This window comes from Chryseobacterium sp. LAM-KRS1 (assembly GCF_013184525.1).
Lineage (GTDB): Bacteria > Bacteroidota > Bacteroidia > Flavobacteriales > Weeksellaceae > Chryseobacterium > Chryseobacterium proteolyticum.
In genome coordinates this window covers 140,132-164,298 of record NZ_JAAOIZ010000006.1, presented here as the reverse complement: position 1 = coordinate 164,298, position 24,167 = coordinate 140,132, and the positions used below count along the sequence as shown (strand labels likewise).

Genomic DNA, 24,167 nt, shown 5'->3' with positions numbered 1-24,167 from the left:
TTAAAGGTTAAAATTACAATAAAAAGTCCCATTAATTTTAATTAAAAATTATAATTTTTTGTGTTTTTCTAGCATAGTTTTTGGAAAATAACGAACATGAATAGAAAAGAGTTCATTAAAACAGGTATCATTGGAATATCTGGCTTTTACTTTTTAGGTACGCATCTTTTATATGGTTCCGCTCCAAAATCTCCTGAAAAAACAGAAATTTTGGATGCCCCTGTCATTATTATCGGTTCCGGATACGGAGGCGCCGTAGCAGCTTTACGCTTATGTGAGGCGGGAAAAAAAGTATTAATGCTTGAAATGGGACTGAATTGGGAAAAATCCGGGATTCCTTTTTCCAACTTATTAAAACCCCGAGAAAGTGCTGCATGGCTGAAAAAGAAGACCATTGCACCCTTTATGAACCTGTTCTCTTTAAAACCTTTTACAGGTGCATTGGACCGACTGGATTTTGAACATATCAATATCTGGACGGGAAGAGGTGTTGGTGGAGGATCTATCGTAAATGGCGGAATGGCTGTAACCCCTAAAGAAAGTTATTTTAAAGAAGTTTTTCCACAGCTTGATGCCGAAAAGTTTTATGATTACTATTTTCCTCTCGCCAGAAAAGAGCTGAAGGTCAATGTGATTGATGAACAGTTTTTGCATGATTGTCCTTATTATAAATTTACAAGAGTAGGTGAAGAAGAGGCTCATAAAGCAGGCTTTAAAACCATCCGTGTTCCGAATGTGTATGATTTCAAATACATGGAGAGAGAATATAAAAATGAAGTTCCGAGATCTGCGCTTAATACAGAAGTGATCTATGGAAATAATCACGGTAAAAACAGTCTTGATAAAACGTATTTAAAAAAAGCATCAGACACGGGAAATCTTGAAATACTGGATCTCCATTCAGTTAATTCCATCAAATTAAATGATGACAAAAGTTATACACTGGATGTCAAACAGATCAATACCTCTGGAGAAGTAATCAAAGAGAAAATTTTTCATTGTAAAAAGCTGATCGTATCTGCAGGAACTATGGGAACTTTAGAGCTTCTTTTAAAATCCCATGCGAAAAACCAGCTTACACTCAACAGTAATGTAGGGGAAAATTGGGGTAATAACGGAAACTTTATGACCGGTAGAAACTGGGTCAGACCTCTGTCCGGAGGTACAGGAGTTCAGCAATCCACTATTCCTGTAGGTGGAGTTGACAACTGGGAAGATAAAGAACATCCTTTTTTCACGGAGATTGCACCATTGCCAATGGGTATGGATGTAGCTACTGCACTATATCTGCTAATCAACAGGGTTGATAAAAAGGGAAAGGTATCTTTTGATACCACAACTCAAAGACTCCATATTGACTGGAATGAAAGTCATACAAAAAAGATGAGAGAGAATGCAGATTATTTTATCCGGAAAATGAACCGGGCTAATGGAGGTACCAGAAGCCATTTTCTTTTTAAAAATGGTTTTGGGCCTAATATATGTTATCATCCGTTAGGAGGTTGTGTATTAGGTGAAGCCACCACTCAATATGGTAAATTAAAAGATCATGAAAATCTTTTCATCCTGGACGGATCTTTAATTCCGGGAACCATTGGCGTGAATCCTTTTGTAACGATTGTTGCAATTACTGAATACTGCATTGAAAACCTAATCCGGCAAAATGAATTCGACTAATCCTGAGTCTTTATCATCGTAAGGTACTTTCGTACTTTACTTTCGTGCTCTTCAGGATATGAAGTTTTGAGCTTTCTGGCTAGGTCAGTTCCTATTTCATGAAAAAGATCTGCATATGCCAATAAAGCATTCCAGTTTTCTTCAATACTACTTCCGGAAAAAGTAGCTTCAATCCTTTTCCATAGATCTGGAGACAAATACTTTTTGAAAAGTCTTCCGTGTTTATTTGTCGTTATATTGTTCCATCCGTTTTCACTGGCAATATACCATTCCAACAAAGGAACAAGATAATCAGTTCTGATTACATCCTCACTCATAAATTTAGCATAAAAAATATCTTCACGCTTAAGGCATTTTGCCACATAAGTTGTGTCCCACCAGAAATCATTCATCAGTTGCTGAAACCTTTCCGTTGTGGGTTTTTTAATCATCACAGACTGATAAGTCGGGTCCTTCAGATTCTTTGTCAACTCATCTTTGTCGATCAGAACTTTATAGCCTACGTCCCAATCTTCAGGAAGCTCATCTTTTTTTATTTCTTTTATAAATTCAGATTTTTCATAGAGTTTGAAGTCCACTTTCACAAGATCTTCATACAAAACCATTTTCATTGCATGGACTCCGTCAAAAAATGTTTCATCTTCTTCCACCATTGAAATGGGCGCCCCAAAAAGTTCCAACCATGTCTTGTCAGATTCATATGGTTTCATTTTTTCAAAGACAAGTTCAATATCCAGATCACTAAAATCATCAACAGGAGCATAAGGATTTACTAATGAGCTGGTTAACAAAACAGCACGAATATCCGAATTCGTTTTCGCCCAGTCAATGATCTGTTGTAATTTTTTTTCTCTGGTTTTCATTTAATAAGATTCTGATATTTTCACTCTGTATACATCCATTGCATTTCTCTTGATGGATTGTACAAAAAATCCACCTTCTTCAGGAATGACTTCTTTAAGATCAAAACTTTTACAATCTTTTGGTAACCCTGAAAATATGAGTGTAAACCAAAAATCCCGCATAAAAGGAACCGGAGTCCAATCCGGAAATATTGTAATATTTTCAGCGTGGATCAGCTTACTTTGATGCTCCGAACTGTTATCAAAAAGATACGTGGTATTCCATATCCGGATCAGGTTGCCCAAAAAAGGAGAGGCCGGGAAGCAGCAGTGCACAATAACCTGCTTCTCCTCTTCCACTTTTGTCTTAAGGGATTCAAGAAGTTCTCTGGCAATAATAGGCTTTACAACAATTTCTTCCACGGCTTTATATGAATTGCAAATAATATATCCTGCAAATTTATTTAAATTTCAATTGAAATGTATATTTTGAATGGATTATGATTGTGTTAAGGAATTTTTATTGGAAAAGTACTTTACAATATAAAAGCCAATTCATGGAATTGGCTTTTTTGTTCATCTTGATATTAATTTATTGATACTGTTTTAAAATAAGCAAACTATTTATTCTTTACTTTCGTAATAAATAATCTAATTCATCGAGTTCTTCACTTCTCCAATTTTGTCTTGTACAAAATACTTTACATAGTTTTGCAGTACTGAAAATTTCTTTTTCTAACTTCTTAAATTTTATCTGTTCTTTAAATATAATTTTTTCTGTTCTGTGATTTTCAATACATTCAATTAGACAATTATCTTTATCTGTAATTTTAATTCTTACATAAAAAGAACCATCAAAAAACAAAAGATCTGCATATTCAGAAATCCCCAATTTAATATTGTTAATTGATTTAATCCAGTTGTTCATAATTACAATTACAAAGTCATTCCAGTTTTTTTCTGGGAAAGAAAAATCACCAAAGTCCAAATAGACAACCCCTGTAATAGTCTCTTTATATTTTTCGAAAGAGCTTTCATTTGTAGATATTTTTACTGTATTCATATTATTTTCTTATCGGATAAGCCGTTTCTATTGTTTTGGTTTTTGTATTTACCCACATTTCAATATCATTTCCTTGAAGAAGTACTCTCTCCTCTTGTGTTTTAATTCATTTATCATTCCTTAGTATTTTTATTTTTTTGTGATACTAAATCAACTGCATTTACATCGTGGATAACCAGAAGACCACAATCATATTTTTCACATCATTGACGCTTTTTTCTCCAAAAGAAAAATTCAATGAATTTTAAACACAAAACTCACCGTTTTACGGTGAGTTTGTTTTTATCTACCGGTACGAGCGGGACGCTCGCACTAACAAGAGGGGATTATTCTCTATCTTGATAATTCTTTGACAATTCTTTATAGTCTTCTTTAAGCTCATTATCAAAATTTAACATATCATCTAATATATTTACCTGTTGTCCAATAGAGGTGAATATATCTGAATTATCTCCAAAAGAACTCAAAAATTTTTCTTTCATTTCCAAAGATATGAATCCTGCAATCGCAATTTCCCACTCTCTTGAACCTATAATTGCCCAATCATCTGAATCAGAAAAAAATGATATTTCGTTTGAGTTTATACCAATAGCATCTGCAGTGTTTACACCAGGGTCTTTATACATAATATAATTAAAATCATCGTAACTTTTATTTGTTTCTAATTCAAAAACACTATACTTATTAAAATGTATAAAAAAATAGTCTTCAGGTGAAGGATCAATTGTATAGAAAAATAACTTCCCGTTTTTAATCTTATTCAAAAAAGATATTATTCCTTCAAAAAATATCTCTTCAAAAATATAGTCAAAATCAAAAGCTATAAAGTACTTAAAGTTATTGTTAAAAGAGTTTTTTTCAAATGAGATATAATCAGGAAATAACTTTTTCATTCTCGATTTATAATGTTCAAACTCTTTTCTATCAACTACAAAATTTTCCATATTTATGGTTTTAGTCGTATTTTAATATCTGTTTTACCTACTCCATCTGGATTTTTTTTGAAATCAGCGGTAGGGTTTCCTCTCTTATCATTTCTAAGGTTATAAGAAGTTTTCCCATTAGAATAAGTTCTTGATTTTCCATCTTCCGAACTTTTGGTCTTTTTATAACCCGATTTTTCTAAGTTACCCACAAAATCCCCCTCAGAAACATTTGTTTCTTTGTTATTAACAGCTCTTTTACCTGTTTTGTCTACATATTCGGAATTGTCTCCTTCTTGGGGTATTTCAACACCATTCACATCCTTATCCTCTTCAGCAGTATCTTCAGTCTTTAAATTTCTCATTCCCACACCGGGATCTGCAATAGTAGTATATCCCGTGCTTGGTGGTACAAATTGGTTATATGTCCACCAAACTCCGGCTCCTATTAACATTCCCGCTGCTACTATATCTGCAGGACCAGGTACGGGAGAATCAGCTTGTGAAACTAACAAAGCTGCCATAGCTAAACTTCCGGGACCAGAATTATTACTCTTAGCTTTCCCCGCAAGAGTTACTTGAGTGATAACGGAACTGCCATTGCTTACATCACTCCATGTTTGCCCATTCCATTTAAACGTTCCATCCACATCAGTCCATGTTTCTCCTTTAAATTTACCATCCCGGTCTGGATAAGCTAATTCTCCTTGCATTCCAGTAGGGTCCCAAAAACTTATTGGGTTATTCCAAACGTAACTATAGGCCTCGTGAGTGTATTGACTTCTCGGATCCACCACGCCCCATCTACCAATATCTGGCATATACATCCTTGCTCCATAATCATACATACCAGTCTCCTGAAGCTCCTTTCCGTTGTATTTATACTGGTAAACAGAATTCCCACCTATATTATTATAACGTTCATGTTTTAGTCCAAAAGGATAGTAATTGTTCTCCTCAATTGCTTCTACTCCTGCACCATTATTCATATAGCTTAATCTTACATTTCCTAAATGGTCGGTATAATTGTAAATATACTTGTTTTTTGCAAAATCAAAATAACCTCCTGATGAAGGAACAAATTGCAGCACTCCATCTTGATATTGAAATCCATCCAAATAGTCTATCTGAGCTATCCCTGTAATCCCAGCTCCAGAGATTATCTTTTTAATCTTTACCCCATCAGCCCGATAGATATAATTAATGATCTGACTTGAAGTACCTGTACCTTTCGTTACATTATCGGGTAAATTTAAATAATTGTAGACGATTTTATTGATTCCTTTATCCAAATGGTTGGTCATCCTCCCATTATTGTCATAGCTTATTACTTTACCCAATGCATTATAGCCAGATGGATTATTAACAACCCCTGTTGGTAATGTAATAGCTGAAAGCCTATTACTTTGATTGTTATTTTCATAATTATAAATCAAATCATCAATTACTTCCGCTGTCATTCCTTGCGAAGGTTTAGAGTACCTTTTAAGGGTTTGAATATTCCCATTGAGATCATATGTCAATTCTTCGTTAAAGAACTTATTCTGTATAACTGATAAACCAGGTTCTGAATAAAGCCCTTTATTCATTCTATTTAAAGCATCATACTGATAATTATATCTCCTTAATATACCATCATTGGAAGTGATCCAATCCACTTCCGAGATACTCCCATTAAATTTTCCCGGCACAATATCAGGAGATTCAGGATTATTATATTTTATAGAATACCCAAAAAGTTTCCCATTGAGAGCCTGAGGGTCATTAATATGAGTCATCCAACCACGTATATTGTAAAAGTAATCTATACTTTGAAGAGGACTAGATGGCACAGTTCCACCTACTTTTTTATTTCTCAATTGGGAAAGCTCATTATAGTCATTCTGAGCTAGGATTTCTTCGGGGTTATTATCAATTTTATGCTTATGAATCTTCAGTCGGTTCTGGTGATCATAAGTAAATGTTTCAGTGATTATTTTTTTAGGATCCCCTGTAAGCCTTGTATGTTCGGTTGTAATGGTTTGAGGAACCCCTGTAAAATCTAATTGAGAATCTGTTTTGGTATAACCTCCCAAATGATTAATAGAATAAGTTCCAGTAACTCTACCCCTATTATCATAATAAGTATAGCTTTTAGTCCAATTATCATCCTCAATATTTTTGACCAAGCTCATAACAGGTAAACTTTTTGTGCTTACAGAATTCCCTGTTGAATTATCTGTCAAAGCATTTGAGGGAAATGGAGGATTAAAGTTATACGGTGGATATGTATCATAATAGTTAATACTCAGAAGTCTGCTTATAGTATTAGGATAGCTTGAAGTTCCATTATCATAATACACCGACATCCCGGTTCCACTATCTGTAAATCCAATGGTATTATTAGAAGTTCTGGTTACATTATTACTTCCCTTCGCATTTGCCGCTGTCTGTTCTTGTAATCTTCCGGCAGGACCGTAAACCTGATCCGAAGTATAGATCCCTGTATATGCAGGTCTTCCAAACTGATCATATTTAGTAAAAAGCCATTGTTTATTAGCTCCCATTACAGCATCCTGGGTCATGATTAATCTATCCTGCATATCATAGACCATATATTCCCAGCCTTTGCCTGGAAGTTTCTTAAGTACTAATCTACCTCTTCCATCATATCGGTATGAATAACAAAGGGTACTCAATACAGCATTTATATCTGAAGCTTTAGTGGCCATTGGTGGAACTACAAAAGCAAGCTGATCGTATTCATTATAAACATAATAAGTATCAGCATTTTCTGAAGCGCTAAGAACTTTTCTCACTAAAATAGTTTGCCCTTGACCGTTTTTAAATTCTATAGATTGGTTTCCATCTTCATCTGTAACTGTATTTTTATACAACTGGTTAGCTGGATAACTTCCTGACAGACTTAAAGCAGATGCTGTTGTCCCACTTGACCAGCTCGTTGTGGCTGTATATTTTTTAACTTCATCAGCTGCATTGGCATCGTACAGAAAAGTAACAGGCTTTCCATTCCATGCTGTTCCTATTTGTCTCTGTTCTAATATCCTATTTAAAGGAGAATTCTCTATAATTTTTTCTGAAAAAATCTTTTCCTGACCATAGATATCAGGTTGAGTAGCATTTGTTAGAGGGTTGGGGACAATTGCCCCGTTTAGGGTTTGTCCTTGTGGAACAGGTAGATAATCTTTTACCTGTCTTCCAAATCCATCATATTCAATATGAGTAACCACATCTTTCCCTGTAGGAGAGGCTTTTATATTAATCACTTGCTTAGGCCTTCCTAATCCGTCAAAATATTGAACAGTTTCTGTCTTTTTAATACAATTTGCATCCAGACATTGCGTTGTAAAGATATAATTTTCACTAGAGTTCATCCCGGTAGAAGGGCTTGGGTCTACTGGAGTAATTCCACCACCTGAATTAGGACTTATGTAGGCACGAAATGTTCCAACATTTAAAGGCTTAATTCCAAATCCTGGTAAAAGCCTAATACTTGAAGGAGCTGTAACCAATTTATTTTGTTCGGAAACTATAGTATTGAGTATAATTTGTGAATATAGTGGAGAAGCTCCTGATAATAATATTATAAATTGAAGTAATTTTTTCATCATCTCCTTAGTTTTTGTAGTTGTATTTGAATTCTTTTACCAGATTACCAGTTTTAGAGTCGTGTCTTATTTCTTTCAATCTATTGGCGGTATCATAGATATAAACTTCTCTAATACCAGAGGGAGGAGTAACACTGGTTACTCCGATTAAAGGATCGTAGGTGTAGGTGGAAACCTGATATGCTGACAAACCAGAGTTCTTTCTAAAATTATCCAATACTGTTATTAATGTAGGCTCATTAGCTGGGTCAGCTGCATCTTGGTCTGAAGCGTTCACTATAGCTGTAATTAGACCCAAGTTTACCAATTGAGCATGAGTAGCATTTTGTACTTTGGCAATAGGCTTGGTATTATTATATCCCCAAACGATAGCTGTCGGAATTCCGTCTTTTGCTGTGTACTGAAGGATATTCCCCTTGGTATCATACTTATCATAGGTAATTTCGGAGATAACTGAAGATGAAAGGTTTGAAATATCGTAAGATAACACAGATAAGGGTAACACTAATTCTTGTGTTTTAGCATTAGCTTCTGCTTGAGTTTGTGGATAAATTACTTCTACTTTGGATATTGTTTTAGTATTATTTCCAATGGTTTTACTAGTAATTGTTTCCAGCGGAATCCCAATCATATTCTTATCCACCATGAGTTGATTATTTTTATCACTAGCATATTTGTAGGTAGTCAAATGAGAGTTATTAGTAGGATCAATTCTTTTTGAAGATGTTAAGAACGGGTTTGAGGAATTAGTATAGGTGTAACTGCTAATACTCTTAATTTGTTTTCCATCAAAATACTCAATAGTTTCTTCTGTTGATAAAAGGTTTTTGGAATTTATTAGCTGGAAGTTTAAATCATAAATAAATGTAGTACCAGATGTATAATTTGACAATTGTTTTCTAGTAGTATAATCTTTTGTGCTAAACACTTTATCAGTATATTGTTTAGTGTTGACTTCTAATAAATTTGAGTTATTATCAAAAACTTTTCTACTAATTAGTTTACCAGTTTTATCATTTTCGATAAAAATATCACCTGGAAAGAAACTACTATTGCTAATTTCATTTAAATAAGGAGATTGGGGATAGGTAGCTACAGGGTAATTGTTAGAAAATTGTCTGGGAGAAGTATATATGTATTCTATATATCCCTTCCCTTCTTCCTCTTCAGTTACTCTTTCATAACCTACAAAGGCTCCATCTGTCAATTCGATATTGCTTGATGACCGCAACTGTGTACGAAACGTATATAGATCATTACCATTTTCAGTTTTTATTTTCGTTATATCAGCAAATTTTGGAATGTTTGAGATAGCACCTGACGAATTACCATTTTCATCTAAATATTTATATTTTATTTTTCTTTCAGATCCGTTACCTTCTTTAATGGTTTGCTCCAATATTCTACTTCCCCCACCAATAATATTTTGATTATAAAATCTAAAGGTGTTATTTTCGTAAGTAAACTCATTGTAACCTCCAGCTCTGTTTCTTATGGATTTTAATAAACCTATACTGGAATAGTTATTTGCTTCTATATTTCTTACTCCATTAGAAAGTGGGTAAGAACCATTCACATAAAAGGGTGTTATAGATAAATTTTTCCTTCCTTTGACAAAATATAACTTGGGTATATAATTCTCATAAGATAAATTATCAGACAAACTACTATTGTTAAAATAACCTAAAAAATCTGTTTTAAAAGAATTTTGAGATGGTAAATTATTATTTTCATAATATGAAAAATTATATAATGTTTTTTGTAAATTATTTTCTTTTGTGTCTATTTTTTCTAGTTTTAGTCTTTTAGAATCCCCAGTTGATAAATAACTATATATAAACAAATATTCTTTAATGATGTGAAATTGTTTGTCTCTGACAATTATCTTTGAAAGAGCATTTTTACTTGAAACATCCTCTCTGTTTGTCTCATATAAAAATTCAATTTCTCCATTATCCCAATTTATTTTTTGGACATAATGATATAGAGCGTTCATAGAATAAAAAGATTTATCCTTATTTAAATCTGTAGAAGAACTGAGGTTAGTTAGGAATCCATTATCTTCATTTAAATTTCCTCCCTGATTAGATAAAGAAACTGTCCCCTCAGACATTTTATTAGGATATTTTTTTATTATTGAACTGTTAAAAGTGTTATATTGAAAGTGTACTTTTTTATTTGAGGTATCTGTTATTTCATCAAGATGCCATGTGCCTTTCTGGATATTGTATTTTTCAAATAAAAAATTGCTAACTGTATATATAAGTTGTGCAGGATTAGATCCATAATACAAGTCTCCACCTTGTCCAGTTGGAAATGATACATTTACGTCCGAAGTCTCAAACTTATATTTGACCCCGATAGGATTAATAATTGTAAAATTTTCGTAATCAGAACCTTTATATGTTTGAAATAAATAATCTATTTTTTGTTGTATTTCATCTTTTTGTGCTTGATTTAATGTAGGAAAAACTTTATCTGTTCCCACCCAAGCTAAAGATTTTAAGTCACCATTATATACATTTGCGCTTGAATTTCCTGGTAATATTTTATTGTTTGCGTTATCAACTTCTTTAATTGAAATATTATTGCTGCTTCTGTCAAAGTAGAATTTAGAGGTTAAATTCGGAGCAGTTGCGAAAAATAAATCAGGCATAAGATCATTACTAAAATAATAGAGATTAGCATTAGTAATATCTACTAGATTACCAGCGGCTACAATTCTATTCATAAACCCTATTCCTGATGGATTTTGAAAAGTCCTTAGATATGTACTTCTATCTTCAATATCTCTTATCATCTTATTTACACTTCCTCCAGCTTGTAATACCCATCCTGTTCCAACATTTGAAGATTCTTCCTCTATCTTTATACCTTCAGAATTGTATTTTAAAGATATTGGGACAGAAATATCACCTACTCTGATTTCATATATTGGAATTTCAAGGTTTAATTTTCCTGTATATAAGTTTATAGGAATAAAATTAACTTTCAATAGCTGACTCACTTCTGGAGCAACAAACAGCTGATTAATGTTTTTTTCCCCTATATTTACTGGAGGTACATTTCCTCCTCCAGGAGGTCCCTGAGCAATCAAATTATTACATAAAGAAAGAAGTATAACTGCAGTGGAATATTTAAAAATTGTATTATTCATTTTACTAGTTTTTATAATTGTACTTGAAAGCTTTTATCAACTTACCTGTATTAGAATTCTGTCTAACTTCTTTCAATCTATTACTCGAATCATAAATATACACTTCCCTAATTCCTGAGGGTTGAGTTATACTTGTTATACCAATTAGAGGATCATAAGTATAAGTACTGATTTGAAACTCATTTAATATTGAATTTTTTCTGAAGTCATCTAAAGCATTCAATAAATTTGTTTTTGCTTGTTCGGAAGTAGTTCCTGATGGTGGTGATAGAATTTTATCTGACAAATCCATCAAATTATTTACTAGGGCGGGGGGTATTCTATTTCGAAATCCGTCTGGACTCCTTGGATAAATTCCACCAACTATTTTAACTATAGGAAGCGTTTGATTATAGCCCCATATAATTGCGGTAGGTATTCCATCGCTGGTTGTATATTGTAATAAATTACCTTTTGTATCATAAGCATCATAAGTTATCTTTCTATATAAGTTATCATTTAAATTATATGTATTTATTGATATTGGAAGCACTAATCCTGCAGTATTATTGATAATTTCTGCTGGTGTTTTTGGATATATTATTTCAGTTTTTGAAAGAGTTTTACTATTTCCGTCAATCGTTTTTGTTTCCATTGTTTCCAATGGAATAGCAATCATATTTTTATCAATCATTAATTGATTGCTTTTGTCAAAAGCGTACTTATAAGTAGTTTCATCAAATTTATTTGTAGAATCTATCTTTCTTGAAGATGTTAAAAATGGATTCGAAGTATTACCATAAGTATAATGTGTAGCGTTTTTTATTTGTTTTCCATTAAAATAATCAATAGATTCTTCAGAGCTTAATAAATTTACAGAATTTATCAATTGGAGATTAACGTCATACTTGTATGTCATTGATCCTGATTGTATACCTCTAATAATTTGTTTAGTACTATTATAATTTTTTAATTCAAAAACCTTATCCATATACTGATATGAACTGCTGTTCAATAAATTCGAATTATTATCAAAAATATTTCGAGTTAGTAATCGGCCTGTCTTGTCATTCTCCATGAAGACATCACCAGGAAAAAAACTGCTATCGATAATTTTATTTAATGGCTGGTTGTCATATATCCCTCCCACAGGTACATAAGCCGTAGAATAGATATTTGGAAATTGTTTTGGGGAAGTATATAAATATTCTACATATCCTTTTCCTTCCTCTTCTTCTATTACTCTTTCGTAGCCTACAAATGCCCCATCTGTTAATTCAATATTACTGGATGATCGGAGTTGAATTCCCATGTGATAAACATCATTTCCATTAACCGTTTCAACCATGCCGATACTACCAAATTTTGGAAGATTTGCAATAGTACCTGATGAATTACCTTCTTTAGTAACATATTTATACTTTATTTTTCTTTCAGCTCCCCCTCCTTCTTTAATAAGTTGTGATAAAATCCTGCTACCTCCACCCAGAATATCCTGACCATAAAACCTAAAAATATTACTTTCATAAATAAATTCGTTGTATCCGCCAGTTATACTTTTTATAGATTTTAATAGTCCTGTACTTGAATAATTATTTGCTTCTACATTTCTTATTCCTCCTGGAATTGTTATAGAATTAGTGACATTAAATGGTGTAATTGATAGGTTTTTTCTTCCTCTTACAAAATATAATTTAGGAATGTAACTCTCTATCGACAGATCATCAGAAAGACTATTATTATTATAAAACCCAAAGAAATCTTTCTTAAACGATTTTCTTGAAGGTAAATTACTGTTTTCATAATATGAAAGTTCATAGAAAGGTTTTTGCTGTCCATTTTCCCAAATATCTATTCTTTCAAGTTTTAATCTTTTAGCTTCTCCGGGAGATAGATAATTATATACAAAAGAATATTCTTTTATGACTTTAAGCTGTTTATCTTTAATCTTAATCTTTGAAAGCGCTTTTTTACCTAAAATGTCCTCCCTGTCTTTTTCATATAAAAATTCAACTTCACCGTTATCCCATTTTATTTTACTGACGTAATGATACAAAGGATTCATAGAATAAAATGAAAAGTCATTGTTCCGTTCTCCAGAATATGACCAAGAAGGAACACCATTTAGTTCCTTCTTAGTTCCTCCTTCATTGATTACAGAGACGGTTCCTCCACCTATTATTGTATTTGGGTATTTTGTTATATTTGAACTGGTAAATGATAAATATTCAAAACTTACTTTTTTATTTGCAATATCAGTAATTTCATCAAGATGCCATGTTCCTTTATTAATGTTATATTTTTCCATCATAAAACCACGAACCGCCCAAAAAAACTTGAATGGGTTTGGAACTCCGAAATAATAAATATCATCAGATACACCTGTTGGAAATGCTACATTGATGTCTGAGGTTTTAAATTTATAATTTGTGCCTTGTGGATTTGTAATGTTAAAACTGGCGTAATCAGAAAAATTACCTGGATAATTCTGAAAAATATCATCAACTGCTCCCTGAATGTCATTCAGCCTTGCTTGATTATTATAGTAGGGAAACACTTTATTGACACCAACCCATGCAAGAGATTTGAGATCACCTTCATATACTTTTCCATAAATATCTCCATGTATAATTTTGTTCCCTTTATTTCCTATTTCTTTTACTAAGATATTATCATTAGAATCCAGTGTAAAATAAAATTTAGAATTAAGTCCTGGAGCTGTTGTTATAAATAAATCAGGCATTAGATCTTTACTGGCATCTATTGCTGTATTACTTGGAGAAGTAAGACTTCCCGCAGCGACAGCTTTTGTAGAATAGGAACTAGAATTTATTGAATAAAGTCTTAAATATACAGTCCTATCTTCTATATCCCTTACCATTTTACTAATACTTCCCCCTGCTTGTAAAACCCACCCAGCACCTACATTTGATGATTCTTCTTCTATTTTTATTCCTTCTGAATTATACTTTAAAGAAACGGGTACCGAGATTTCACCAGTTTTAATTTCGTATAGTGGAATTTCAAGATTTAGCCTCCCTGTATATAAGTTCATTGGAATGAAATTAACTTTGAGTAATTGACTTACTTCAGGAGCAATAAATAATTGATTTATATTTTTTTCACCGATACTCACTGGTGGTATATTATTTACACCAGTGCCATCTGGACCTCCAGGAGGTTGGGCAATCAAATTTTGATTTATTAAACAAAATAATATAACAATAATATAACAATAATATATCTATAAATTATTTTTTTCACTGTTTAGTTTATTTTTTAATCAATTTAGCATTCGCTGTTTTATTCGTATCCGTCTTGATCACCACCAGGTAAGCACCTTGTATCAATGGCTGCGTATTAATCTTAGTTACCTTATTCTTGGTTTTTAGATTCTGAAGCTGTCTTCCGCCCATATCATACAAAGTAATATCCGCTTCCTTAAATTCAAGACCTATTTCTACATAAGTATAATCTGATACCGGATTCGGGTAGATCTTGATATCCTGTTTTTCAATCAACTGATCCAGTTGTTTATCTCCCAACTTCAGGATCTTCCAGTTCTCCTTCCCTAATTCCTCTGCACTGGTTCCTGCTAAAATGATGGAACCATCTCTGTTCAGCTTAATATCCGATAATCTCTCCTCTCTCTTTCTGGATTCTCCCTTCACATGCTTTCTCCACTGTTCATTTCCAGTACTGTCCAAATACAGCATCCAGAATGTTTCATCATCTGTTTCTATTCTTCCTTCTGCCTGAGTATATCCACCCAACAATATTCCTTTGGTAACCTCTTGATTCCCGGCTCTTGATTCCTGGCTCTGTATCACACTCATACCCATCAAAACATCCCTGTTTTTGAAATTGTAGGATTTCTGCCACTGTTCATCTCCTCTTTCATTTAAAGAAACCAACCACAAATCTGTTCCTTCTTCTATTCCTACCGTCTTGTTTCCGGATCTTTCACTTCTGGATTCTCCTCCAATGATATAACCGTTTGAGGTTAAAGCCAGTGTTCTTAGATGGTCATCTCCTTTTCCTCCATAATTCTTTTCCCATTCTACCTTTCCCTCTTTGTTTAGTTTTATGATCCAGTAGTCTCCTTCACCAAAGTTTTCAGTGGTTTTTGCATAGCGGGATATGGAATCTGAGGTTCCTGTAGCTGAGTTTTGATTCCCGGAATCGGAAACACGAAACTCTGAACTTCTTGAATACATCCCTAACAAAGCACCACCATCTCTTGTTGGGATCATCTTCTCCACTTCGTCTAATCCCCTTCCTCCTAAAATAAGTTGTGAGAGTTCTTTTCCATTTTTATCGAGTCTGATAACCAGGATATCTTTTGAACCATAACCTTTGGATGCATTCTGAACATTTCCGGCTACAACAAATCCTAAATCTGTAGTTTGGATAACCGATCTGGCTTCTTCATCAGCACTTGTTCCCAAAGTCTTCTGCCACAATTCATCTCCAAATTCATTAATCCTAATGAGCCAGATATCTGATCCTCCTTTCGATTCATCTTTTTTATCCGATCCCTTTCCGGAATATGAGGTTCCTGAAATTAAAAAGCCTCCTTCCTGGGTAGCTACGGTAGAAGACAAATAATCATGATTGTTTCCGGAGAAATACTTTTCCCAAACCTGATCTCCCTGTTGGTTCAGCTTCACCAAATGAAAGTCGTAACCACTATTTTGCTGGGTATTGCTTCCTGCATCTTTCTTCTGGTTTCCCGCCTGTATGACACTTCCTGTTATCAAATACTGCTGATCGATTGTTGTGGTTACCTGGCTTAGGAAATCCTGGGTAGAAGATTTGATATCTTTTTGCCAAACCACTTCCTGAGCTGATAGCCCGGAAATAATGCACATAGAAAGTACACTGAAGTAGAGTTTTTTCATGCCTTGTGTTTAATTTAATAAAGAATGCAAAAATAACCCTTTTACTTCACGTTAAAAAGAAATATAAGAAGATTTAATGTGAATTTTATCATCCATTACTTCTGTCACATAAAATAAGTCTTTACAATACTGATAGATAATACTTCATCCAAATTCCACCCCAAAAAAGCCCTCATCAATTTCAATGAGGGCGTTTACTTATAAAAGAAATTTATTTCTAATATCTTTTATCTATACTAATAATGGAGCTCCAGCTTCTCTTTCGTATAAGCTCTCACTTTATCTGTAAGTTCAGGATTATCTGCAAGTTTTTGTCCGTAAGAAGGGATCATTTCCACTAATTTGTCTTTCCACTCCCCGTGAAGTTTTTCACCGAAGCACTTCTCAAGAACATTAAGCATAGCATAAACAGCAGTAGAAGCTCCCGGTGAAGCTCCCAGTAAAGAGGCAATGGTTCCACTCTTATTAACAACCACTTCGGTTCCGAATTCCAGTTTTCCGCCTTCCTTTTCATCTTTTTTAATAACCTGAACTCTTTGTCCGGCTACTTTTAATTCCCAGTCTGGTTCATTGGCATCTTTAACAAACTCTCTTAAATGCTGCATCCTTTGAGCTTTCGTCATGGCTACCTGCTGAATTAGATATTTTGTCAAAGGAATATTATGCCACCAGGCCCCGAAAAGGGATCGTATGTTTTTTGTATTCACACTTTCAGGAAGGTCAAGATAACTACCCTCTTTTAAAAACTTGGTTGAAAAGCCGGCGAAAGGTCCAAACAGGAGTGCTTTTTTACCGTCAATAATTCTAAGGTCAAGGTGAGGAACAGACATTGGCGGAGCATCTACTGTAGCCTGTGTGTATACCTTAGCCTGATGTTTTTCTACCAGCTCAGGATTATGCGTTACCAGCCATTCACCCGAAACAGGAAAACCTCCATACCCTTCACTTTCCTTAATATCTGAACTATCAAGCAACGGAAGCGCATAACCTCCGGCACCGATGAATACAAAATCTGCAACTACTTCTTGTTTGTGATTGTGAATCCTGTCTTTAACCTTCATTTCCCATTGTCCATTTTCTCTGGGATCAATATCTTTTACTTCATGATATAAAAAAACCTCTACATTGGAATCTTCTAATAAATGTCTTCCCATTTTTCGGGTAAGGGAACCAAAATTAACATCCGTTCCCAGATCCATTTTGGTTGCTGCCATTACTTCAGAAGCATTTCTCTTGCTCATCACTAAGGGAATCCATTCCCGCAGTTTTTCATGATCCGTAGAATACTCCATTCCTTTAAATAAAACGGATTTCACCATCTTATCATGGCGCTTTCTCAGGTATTCTGCGTCCTTATCTCCAAATACCAGACTCATGTGAGGACATGAATTGATAAAATCTTTTGGATCTTTGATATATCCCTTTTGAAGTAAATAGGACCAAAATTGTTTGGAAATTTCAAATTGTTCTGCAATACTTTCTGCCTTTGAAATATCAATGGTCCCATCTTCTTTTTCCGGAGTATAATTCAATTCGCAAAATGCTGAATGCCCTGTTCCGGCATTATTCCAGGCTGCTGTACTTTCTTTGGCAAACCTGCCAAGCCTTTCAAAAATTGCGATCTCCAGATCGGGATCAAATTCGTGGAGTAATGTGGCTAAAGTGGCACTCATGATACCACCCCCAATGAGTACAACGTCATATTTTGGTTTTGGCGTTCTGCTTATAAGCGAATGTGACATAACATAAAATTTACTACTAATTTCGTGAAAAGTTTTAAAAAGAAGATTGCGTTTAAGGATTTTAACACAAAAGTTATTAAGAATATCTAACCTGTATCTGCACTAGAAAAAGTACAAAATTTTAGGTTAAATTTTTACACCATTCAGGTTATGGATTGATGAATACGAAATGCTTCTAATTAGACATCAATTTACTTCTCAATTCCTAGCGTCTTAACCAATTCCCTTGCCGCAGCACTTCCAGCTCTGTTTGCTCCGATAGTGGAAGCTGAAGGTCCATAACCCACCAAATGAATTCTCGGCTCTTTTGAAACTTCAGTGGCAAGTCTTCCGGACATGATGATACCTCCACCTTCTTCCTTAGGCAAAACAGCATCTAAATGAGACAGAGACCAGCGGAAACCCGTATTCCAAAGAATGACATCAGCTTTTTCCTGTCTTCCATCTTCCCATTTAACACCTTCTTCCGTAATCTCGCTGAACATAGGAAACCGTTTGAGAACACCTCTTTTTTCCATATTTTTAATTTCATCAGTAACAGGTAAGCCCGTTACCGAAACAACAGATGTTGGCAATAATCCGCTTCTCACTCTTTTATCAACCATCGCAACTGCTAAACTCCCGGCCATATCATCAAACGGTCCTTCACGAAATTCCGGAGGCCTTCGTGTAACCCATGTAGTGGTGGTTACTTTTGAAATCTGATCCAGCAATTGAATCGCAGAAATACCACCTCCGACAATGACCACGTGTTTTCCCCTGAAGTATTCAGCATTTTTAAAATTCCGAGTATGTAGCTGTTCGCCCTTAAAAAGCTTAGCACCCGGATATTCCGGGATGTATGGATTTTCCCAGGTTCCCGTAGCGTTAATGATGCCTAATGCAGAAAAGGAAACGGATGATGTATCAATATAAAACCGTTCTCCGTTCAGGCTCACTTTTTCAACCTTTACGGGCCGATAGACCTGTAACCCAAACTCTTTCTCATACAAATCATAATAATGCGGAACGGCAATATTAGCACGAACTTCCTTTTCATCTCCCTGAATAGTTTCTTCAAATGACATTCCCGGCAGATCATGAATGCGGTTTACTGTACTCAAGGTCAGGGAGTCCCAACGGGATTGCCATGCACCTCCAGCTGAAGGTGCAGCATCTAAAATAATAAAATCCCGACCGATTTCCAGTCCCATTTTTTTGAGGTGATATGCTGTAGAAAGTCCGGCTTGCCCGGCTCCAATAACTGCAATTTTTGTTTTATACCAAATTTTTCCCGCCATTTCAGATTTTTTAACGCCAGCCCAATTCAGGAGCCACATATTTCAAAATGGATTCAAGTACATGTACATTGTAATCCACACCCAATGTATTGGGAATTGTCAATAATAAAGTATCTGCTTCCTGAATGGCTTCATCCTGAGCCAACTCCTTAATGAGCTGTTCCGGTTCAGCAGCATAACTTCTTCCGAAAATAGCACGTTGGTTCCCCTCTAAAACACCTATTTTATCTGTTCTGTCGGCTTCATGCCCGAAATAATATCTATCCTGATCGTTGACGATTGCGAAAATAGACCGGCTCACAGAAACTCTCGGGGTCCGTGTATGTCCTGCTTTTTTATAAGCCTCTCTATACAAACGAATTTGTTCAGCCTGCTGAATGTGAAAAGGTTTTCCACTTTCATCAAACTTCAAAGTAGAGCTTTGCAGATTCATACCGGTTTCTCCCGCCCAAACTGCAGTGGCATCCGAAGCAGAGCCCCACCAAATGCGATCACGTAATCCTTCAGAATGGGGTTCTATACGCAATAATCCTGGAGGATTAGGAAACATCGGATTAGGATTAGGTTGAGCAAACCCTTCTCCTCTCAACAAATCAAAAAACTCCAAACCTTTACGACGTCCCATATCAACATCTGATTGTCCATCTTCCAAATCATATCCGAAGTATCGCCAACCATCAATGACCTGTTCTGGTGAACCTCTACTGATGCCTAATTGTAACCGGCCTCCAGAAATCAAATCTGCTGCGCCGGCATCTTCTACCATATACAATGGGTTTTCATACCGCATATCGATGACACCCGTTCCTATTTCAATTTTTTTGGTTTTGGCACCAATAGCCGCTAACAAAGGAAACGGCGACGCCAACTGGTTAGCGAAATGATGCACTCGAAAGTACGCTCCGTCAATTCCAATTTCTTCTGCAGCTACAGCCAGATCTATGGATTGTAACAAAGTGTCACCTGCTGTTTTGGTATCATATGAAGGATGATTTCCCCAATGTCCAAACGATAAAAATCCTATCTTTTTCATATATCTAATTTACAAAATGTAATCTCTTGAAATATTATCATATGGTAAGTTCGGAATATAACAAGTCCTTACTATTTACCAATACATTTCAGATACAAGACAGATTGCATTCCGTTTTTATATACACTGAATTGAATCAAAGATCTGTGCCCCGGTAAAAATAGTCTCCAATAAAAAAACATCAGCAAATTGCTGATGTTTATATTCTGTCCTGTAATTTTCAAGTCGTTTTAGTTCAATTTTGCGGTCAGCTTTTTAAACTGTTTTTCTGCATTTTTACCTTCATACAGAATTCCATAAATGGTATCAACAATCGGAAGTTTCAGATTTTTTTGTTTAGCCGTTTTATAAATAGAGTTAGCTGCGTAGTATCCTTCTGCTACCATGTTCATGGACTGGATAGCAGATTTTACAGTGTATCCTTTTCCGATCAGATTCCCTAAACTTCTGTTTCTGGAAAACAATGAATAGGCCGTCACCAATAAGTCTCCTAGATAGGCACTTTCATTAACATCTCTCGGTGCCTCATATATGGCTTCAAGGAATGTTTCCATTTCTCTGATCGCATTCGACACAAATACGGCCGTGAAGTTGTCTCCATAACCCAAGCCACTTGCTATTCCTGCACCAATGGCGAAAATATTTTTAAGGATTGCACTGTATTCGTTCCCTAAGATATCTTTACTTGAGTGGACTTTTATAAAATCGGAATTAAAGATGTTCAACAGTTTCTCGGAAACTTCATCCTCTACAGTGGCTACGGTAAGATAAGAAAGACGCTCCATTGCCACTTCTTCAGCATGACAAGGTCCGGCAATTACCGCCTGATTTCGGAATCCTATCTGAAATTCATCTCTCAGATAATGAGCAACCACATCGTTTACTTTAGGAATGATCCCTTTAATTGCAGAAACAAAAATTTTATCTTTATAATCGCAGGTCATCTTATCCAATGTATCTGAAAGATAAATAGAAGGAGTTGCCAGTACAATAATATCACAGGCTGTAACAAGCTCATTGATATCAGTTGTCAGTTTTAAATTTTTAAGATTAAAGTTAACTGCAGTTAAATAAGTAGGATTGTGCCCGCGAAGCTCAATAGCTCCTTTTACAAATTCACTTCGTACACACCAATGTACTACTTTACAGTTTTCAACAAGCATTTTTACAATCGCAGTTGCAAAACTTCCACTTCCTACCACTCCTACGGAAACTTCACTTTTATTCTTTTTCGGATTTGAAGATTCTGAAATAGTTTTCTTTTTCGCCATAATTGAAATGTGAACTGCAAAGATATTAAAACAAAAAATTAAGAACTCTTTCGGAGCGTGATAAAACCTAATTTTTTGAAAACATTAACACTTTCACACAATTAAACCTTTAAATCCACGTTAAATACAGAAATAAGTAAATTTTAATTAAAAATAATTCATAAAACTGTTTTTTAATTAAATTTGCAGGCTAATACTGTTTTAATACTAACTGAAGAAATATGAATAAATTTCTAAGCAGCAAAAAGAAGGTAAATATACTCCTGGGAGGACTTTTACTGGTAGTTTTTGCTCAAGGCATCTTTATAGCTAAGTTATCTTCCGAAAAGGATGATAAAACATACGAAGTAAACCTTGTAAAAATAAACACTGAAAAAGACAGTGTAGATTACTTAAAAATGAAAACAGATCTTACTTTAGTAGATCAAACCGTAGCACAGCTTAACTCATTCCTGAAGTCTAAAGATGTTCCTAGTGAAAAGCTGATGTTTCTGAGTAAAGATAGTATTTCAAACTCTGTCTATCTGGCCAAACAAGCCAACCGTTACAGTCAATATTTAATGGATTTACAAAAAAAACTGATGCAGGTTCCATTGGGAATGCCAACTGACGGATATATTTCGTCCAATTTTGGAGTCAGAAAAAATCCTATTCCATTTAAGACCGTCTATGCTTCCGTAAGGACAAGTGCGGTTGCAGATTCTAAACCAGCAGTTGCCGCAGCTCCAAAACCAGAAGTGAAAGCCGAACCTGTTGAAAAGATCATTGAATTGACAGACAGTTACGGAAATAAAAGAGAGGTAAAAGTAATGGTTACTCCAAAAGCAACCAACACCGCTACTCCATCCGCTGCATCAACCTCTACAAAAACCTTAGCCGCCAATCCGTCATCTTCCAAAACAGCACCAACAGAAAAAAATAATCCACCTGCCGAAGCAGATCAGATGCAATTTCATAAAGGTCTGGACATTGCTGTTGCTTATGGTTCTGATGTAAGAGCAGCCGCAGCCGGAACCATTATTTTCTCAGGACAGAAGGGAGGTTATGGGAACTGCGTAATTGTTTCCCATGGAAATGGCTTGGCAACTTTATACGGCCACTTATCCGAATTGATCGCAAAAGTAAACGATAAGGTAAAAGTAGGTCAGGTGATTGCCAAATCCGGAAATTCAGGACGTTCCACAGGTCCTCATCTTCATTATGAAGTGCACAAAAACAATACTCCGGTGAATCCGAAATTATTTATGAATTTATAATATAAAAACGGCTGTCAAAAGACAGCCGTTTTTGTTGTTTTATTCGAAATTTATACTTGAAAAAGAGACTGTGTAATCCGTTATATCTGAGAGAGTTTTATACACAAATATTCTATCGTTTTAATTTTAATCAATCAAGAATCCGCTAAGGTTGCCGGCTACGTTATGTCTTTTAATTCAAATACCTAAATGAATTATTGGATTAAAAAAACTCGGCTGCCTGACGGCAGCCGAGTTTTTACCTATTATTTTATTTCAAGATTTTAAACGGTACTTTAAAATGATCGAACGATCCGTTTTTTCCAGCAATATTCGTATAAATTATGTTTTTATTATAATCCTGAATATGGGTAACATTTTCACCGGTTTTAGGTTCATGCCAATACACCATGAATATATTTTTTGCAATCTCAGTTGCCGTATACTCAACAGTATCTGAAATACCTTTAAAAGCTTCTGTACCACTAAAAGACATCGTTTTATTATCTTTATAATCCAATACAAATTTTCCTTTTCCAAAATCCACTTCAACCTTTCTTCCGATTGCCGGATATGGCGATTTCAGATCCCAGTTCATCTCTCCTAAAAATACCTTAACGCCCATCCCCAACTCATCTTTTCCAGGAAGATCCGGATATTGATTCACCATATATTTCACTACAGCATCTGAACTTTTGTTCTCATGAACGGCTTTTTTATAGTTTTCTAAATACTTTTTAACAAAGTCCAGAGATTGTGGAGACAAATTTAGTTTCGCAAAATGAGACGGAACAACTTGTTGTGGTTGCAAAGCCTTCATTGCGTCAATCTGTGCAATCCATTTATCAATAGCTTCATTGTTTTGAGTATCTGCCATCCAGATATGAGAATCTACAGAAACGGAAATACCTCCAACAATTGTTTTTAACGAAGGAATCCACAGAAAGCTATGGGCAGGATCGTCAGGGTTCTGTCTGATCTCAATTTTATTTCCTTCCAAATCGGGAATTGAGTCTACAGCTTGAGGAACATAAACCTCTGAGGGAGCATCCGCTTTCAACTGAGGATTCCATACTGCCAGCTTATCATCTTTAGAAGCTGAAATAAGGTAAGCTGTCTGCGCAGTGGAAATGATCCTTACGTTAGGAAATGCTTTTTTAATAACATCAAGCCCAAAATAAAAGTCAGGGTCGCTGTGCGAAATAAAAACGGTTTTCAGATTTTTGCCTGTTGCCTTTATTTCCTTTACCAATTCTTCCGCATATTGTTTTTGGAATTGTGCATCAATCAGTATGGCATCTTTATCTCCGTATACAAGAGTAGAGGTAATCGGAAAAATAGCTTTTGCTCCCGGATTATATACTTTTATTTTTAGGGTTGCAGCCCATGCACTCCCTACAAAAACTAAGACAGCCAGTAATGATAATAATTTTTTTCTCAGCATCATAAAATGTTG

Annotated in this window: 15 protein-coding genes; 2 read left to right on the top strand and 13 right to left on the bottom strand. The window is 34.9% G+C overall.

Going from position 1 to position 24,167, the window contains the following annotated elements:
* The first annotated feature begins 96 nt into the window (after nucleotides 1–96).
* Nucleotides 97–1,677 carry a GMC family oxidoreductase N-terminal domain-containing protein gene (locus G9C87_RS18220; RefSeq protein ID WP_172283813.1) on the top strand — a complete coding sequence of 527 codons (1,581 nt, stop codon included), beginning with the start codon at nucleotides 97–99 and terminating at the stop codon, nucleotides 1,675–1,677.
* On the opposite strand, the gene G9C87_RS18215 is transcribed toward G9C87_RS18220, so the two are convergent.
* The 12 genes from G9C87_RS18215 to G9C87_RS18160 all read right to left on the bottom strand — a co-directional run bounded on the left by G9C87_RS18215 (nucleotide 1,674) and on the right by G9C87_RS18160 (nucleotide 21,476).
* Nucleotides 1,674–2,540, bottom strand: a complete 867-nt coding sequence (locus tag G9C87_RS18215; protein ID WP_172283811.1) for an AadS family aminoglycoside 6-adenylyltransferase — start codon at nucleotides 2,538–2,540, stop codon at nucleotides 1,674–1,676. The two genes, G9C87_RS18220 and G9C87_RS18215, sit on opposite strands and share 4 nt — an antisense overlap.
* Nucleotides 2,541–2,942: a hypothetical protein gene (locus tag G9C87_RS18210; protein ID WP_172283809.1), complete on the bottom strand. Its 402-nt coding sequence runs from the start codon at nucleotides 2,940–2,942 to the stop codon at nucleotides 2,541–2,543.
* Nucleotides 2,943–3,150: 208 nt separating this feature from the next.
* Nucleotides 3,151–3,582, bottom strand: a complete 432-nt coding sequence (locus G9C87_RS18205) for a hypothetical protein (protein ID WP_172283808.1) — start codon at nucleotides 3,580–3,582, stop codon at nucleotides 3,151–3,153.
* Nucleotides 3,583–3,908: 326 nt separating this feature from the next.
* Nucleotides 3,909–4,526 (bottom strand): hypothetical protein, encoded by a 618-nt coding sequence (locus tag G9C87_RS18200; RefSeq protein ID WP_172283807.1) that lies wholly within the window; start codon nucleotides 4,524–4,526, stop codon nucleotides 3,909–3,911.
* A 2-nt stretch (nucleotides 4,527–4,528) separates the two neighbouring features.
* Nucleotides 4,529–8,116: a DUF6443 domain-containing protein gene (locus G9C87_RS18195; protein WP_228457048.1), complete on the bottom strand. Its 3,588-nt coding sequence runs from the start codon at nucleotides 8,114–8,116 to the stop codon at nucleotides 4,529–4,531.
* 4 nt (nucleotides 8,117–8,120) lie between these two features.
* Entirely contained in the window at nucleotides 8,121–11,270 is a 3,150-nt protein-coding gene (locus G9C87_RS18190) for a hypothetical protein (protein WP_172283806.1), read from the bottom strand.
* Nucleotides 11,271–11,274: 4 nt separating this feature from the next.
* Nucleotides 11,275–14,442, bottom strand: coding sequence for a hypothetical protein (locus tag G9C87_RS18185; RefSeq protein ID WP_172283805.1), 3,168 nt, complete (start codon nucleotides 14,440–14,442; stop codon nucleotides 11,275–11,277).
* 79 nt (nucleotides 14,443–14,521) lie between these two features.
* The gene (locus G9C87_RS18180; RefSeq protein ID WP_172283804.1) at nucleotides 14,522–16,150 is read right to left on the bottom strand and encodes a T9SS type A sorting domain-containing protein; all 1,629 of its coding nucleotides are present in this window, start codon (nucleotides 16,148–16,150) and stop codon (nucleotides 14,522–14,524) included.
* A 236-nt stretch (nucleotides 16,151–16,386) separates the two neighbouring features.
* Nucleotides 16,387–17,892 carry a malate dehydrogenase (quinone) gene (gene mqo / locus G9C87_RS18175; RefSeq protein WP_172283803.1) on the bottom strand — a complete coding sequence of 502 codons (1,506 nt, stop codon included), beginning with the start codon at nucleotides 17,890–17,892 and terminating at the stop codon, nucleotides 16,387–16,389.
* A gap of 191 nt (nucleotides 17,893–18,083) precedes the next feature.
* Complete coding sequence (locus tag G9C87_RS18170; RefSeq protein ID WP_172283802.1) at nucleotides 18,084–19,172, bottom strand: NAD(P)-binding domain-containing protein; 1,089 nt, start codon at nucleotides 19,170–19,172, stop codon at nucleotides 18,084–18,086.
* A 10-nt stretch (nucleotides 19,173–19,182) separates the two neighbouring features.
* Entirely contained in the window at nucleotides 19,183–20,205 is a 1,023-nt protein-coding gene (locus G9C87_RS18165) for an LLM class flavin-dependent oxidoreductase (RefSeq protein ID WP_172283801.1), read from the bottom strand.
* A 230-nt stretch (nucleotides 20,206–20,435) separates the two neighbouring features.
* Nucleotides 20,436–21,476, bottom strand: coding sequence for an NAD(P)H-dependent glycerol-3-phosphate dehydrogenase (locus tag G9C87_RS18160; protein ID WP_172283800.1), 1,041 nt, complete (start codon nucleotides 21,474–21,476; stop codon nucleotides 20,436–20,438).
* A 221-nt stretch (nucleotides 21,477–21,697) separates the two neighbouring features.
* Between G9C87_RS18160 and G9C87_RS18155 the strand changes: the two genes are divergently transcribed.
* Nucleotides 21,698–22,732 carry a M23 family metallopeptidase gene (locus tag G9C87_RS18155; RefSeq protein WP_172283798.1) on the top strand — a complete coding sequence of 345 codons (1,035 nt, stop codon included), beginning with the start codon at nucleotides 21,698–21,700 and terminating at the stop codon, nucleotides 22,730–22,732.
* A gap of 250 nt (nucleotides 22,733–22,982) precedes the next feature.
* Here the strand turns inward: G9C87_RS18155 and G9C87_RS18150 are convergent, their stop codons facing one another.
* Nucleotides 22,983–24,158, bottom strand: a complete 1,176-nt coding sequence (locus G9C87_RS18150) for an MBL fold metallo-hydrolase (RefSeq protein WP_228457047.1) — start codon at nucleotides 24,156–24,158, stop codon at nucleotides 22,983–22,985.
* Nucleotides 24,159–24,167 lie beyond the last annotated feature (9 nt).

What these genes read in the sequence shown, in the direction of transcription:
- G9C87_RS18215 (WP_172283811.1), bottom strand. Translation starts at nt 2,540, where the DNA reads ATGAAAACCAGAGAAAAAAAATTACAACAGATCATTGACTGGGCGAAA.
- G9C87_RS18180 (WP_172283804.1), bottom strand. Translation starts at nt 16,150, where the DNA reads ATGAAAAAACTCTACTTCAGTGTACTTTCTATGTGCATTATTTCCGGG.
- G9C87_RS18165 (WP_172283801.1), bottom strand. Translation starts at nt 20,205, where the DNA reads ATGAAAAAGATAGGATTTTTATCGTTTGGACATTGGGGAAATCATCCT.
- G9C87_RS18150 (WP_228457047.1), bottom strand. Translation starts at nt 24,158, where the DNA reads ATGATGCTGAGAAAAAAATTATTATCATTACTGGCTGTCTTAGTTTTT.
- G9C87_RS18170 (WP_172283802.1), bottom strand. Translation starts at nt 19,172, where the DNA reads ATGGCGGGAAAAATTTGGTATAAAACAAAAATTGCAGTTATTGGAGCC.
- G9C87_RS18200 (WP_172283807.1), bottom strand. Translation starts at nt 4,526, where the DNA reads ATGGAAAATTTTGTAGTTGATAGAAAAGAGTTTGAACATTATAAATCG.
- G9C87_RS18190 (WP_172283806.1), bottom strand. Translation starts at nt 11,270, where the DNA reads ATGAATAATACAATTTTTAAATATTCCACTGCAGTTATACTTCTTTCT.
- G9C87_RS18205 (WP_172283808.1), bottom strand. Translation starts at nt 3,582, where the DNA reads ATGAATACAGTAAAAATATCTACAAATGAAAGCTCTTTCGAAAAATAT.
- G9C87_RS18160 (WP_172283800.1), bottom strand. Translation starts at nt 21,476, where the DNA reads ATGGCGAAAAAGAAAACTATTTCAGAATCTTCAAATCCGAAAAAGAAT.
- G9C87_RS18220 (WP_172283813.1), top strand. Translation starts at nt 97, where the DNA reads ATGAATAGAAAAGAGTTCATTAAAACAGGTATCATTGGAATATCTGGC.
- G9C87_RS18155 (WP_172283798.1), top strand. Translation starts at nt 21,698, where the DNA reads ATGAATAAATTTCTAAGCAGCAAAAAGAAGGTAAATATACTCCTGGGA.
- mqo (WP_172283803.1), bottom strand. Translation starts at nt 17,892, where the DNA reads ATGTCACATTCGCTTATAAGCAGAACGCCAAAACCAAAATATGACGTT.
- G9C87_RS18195 (WP_228457048.1), bottom strand. Translation starts at nt 8,116, where the DNA reads ATGATGAAAAAATTACTTCAATTTATAATATTATTATCAGGAGCTTCT.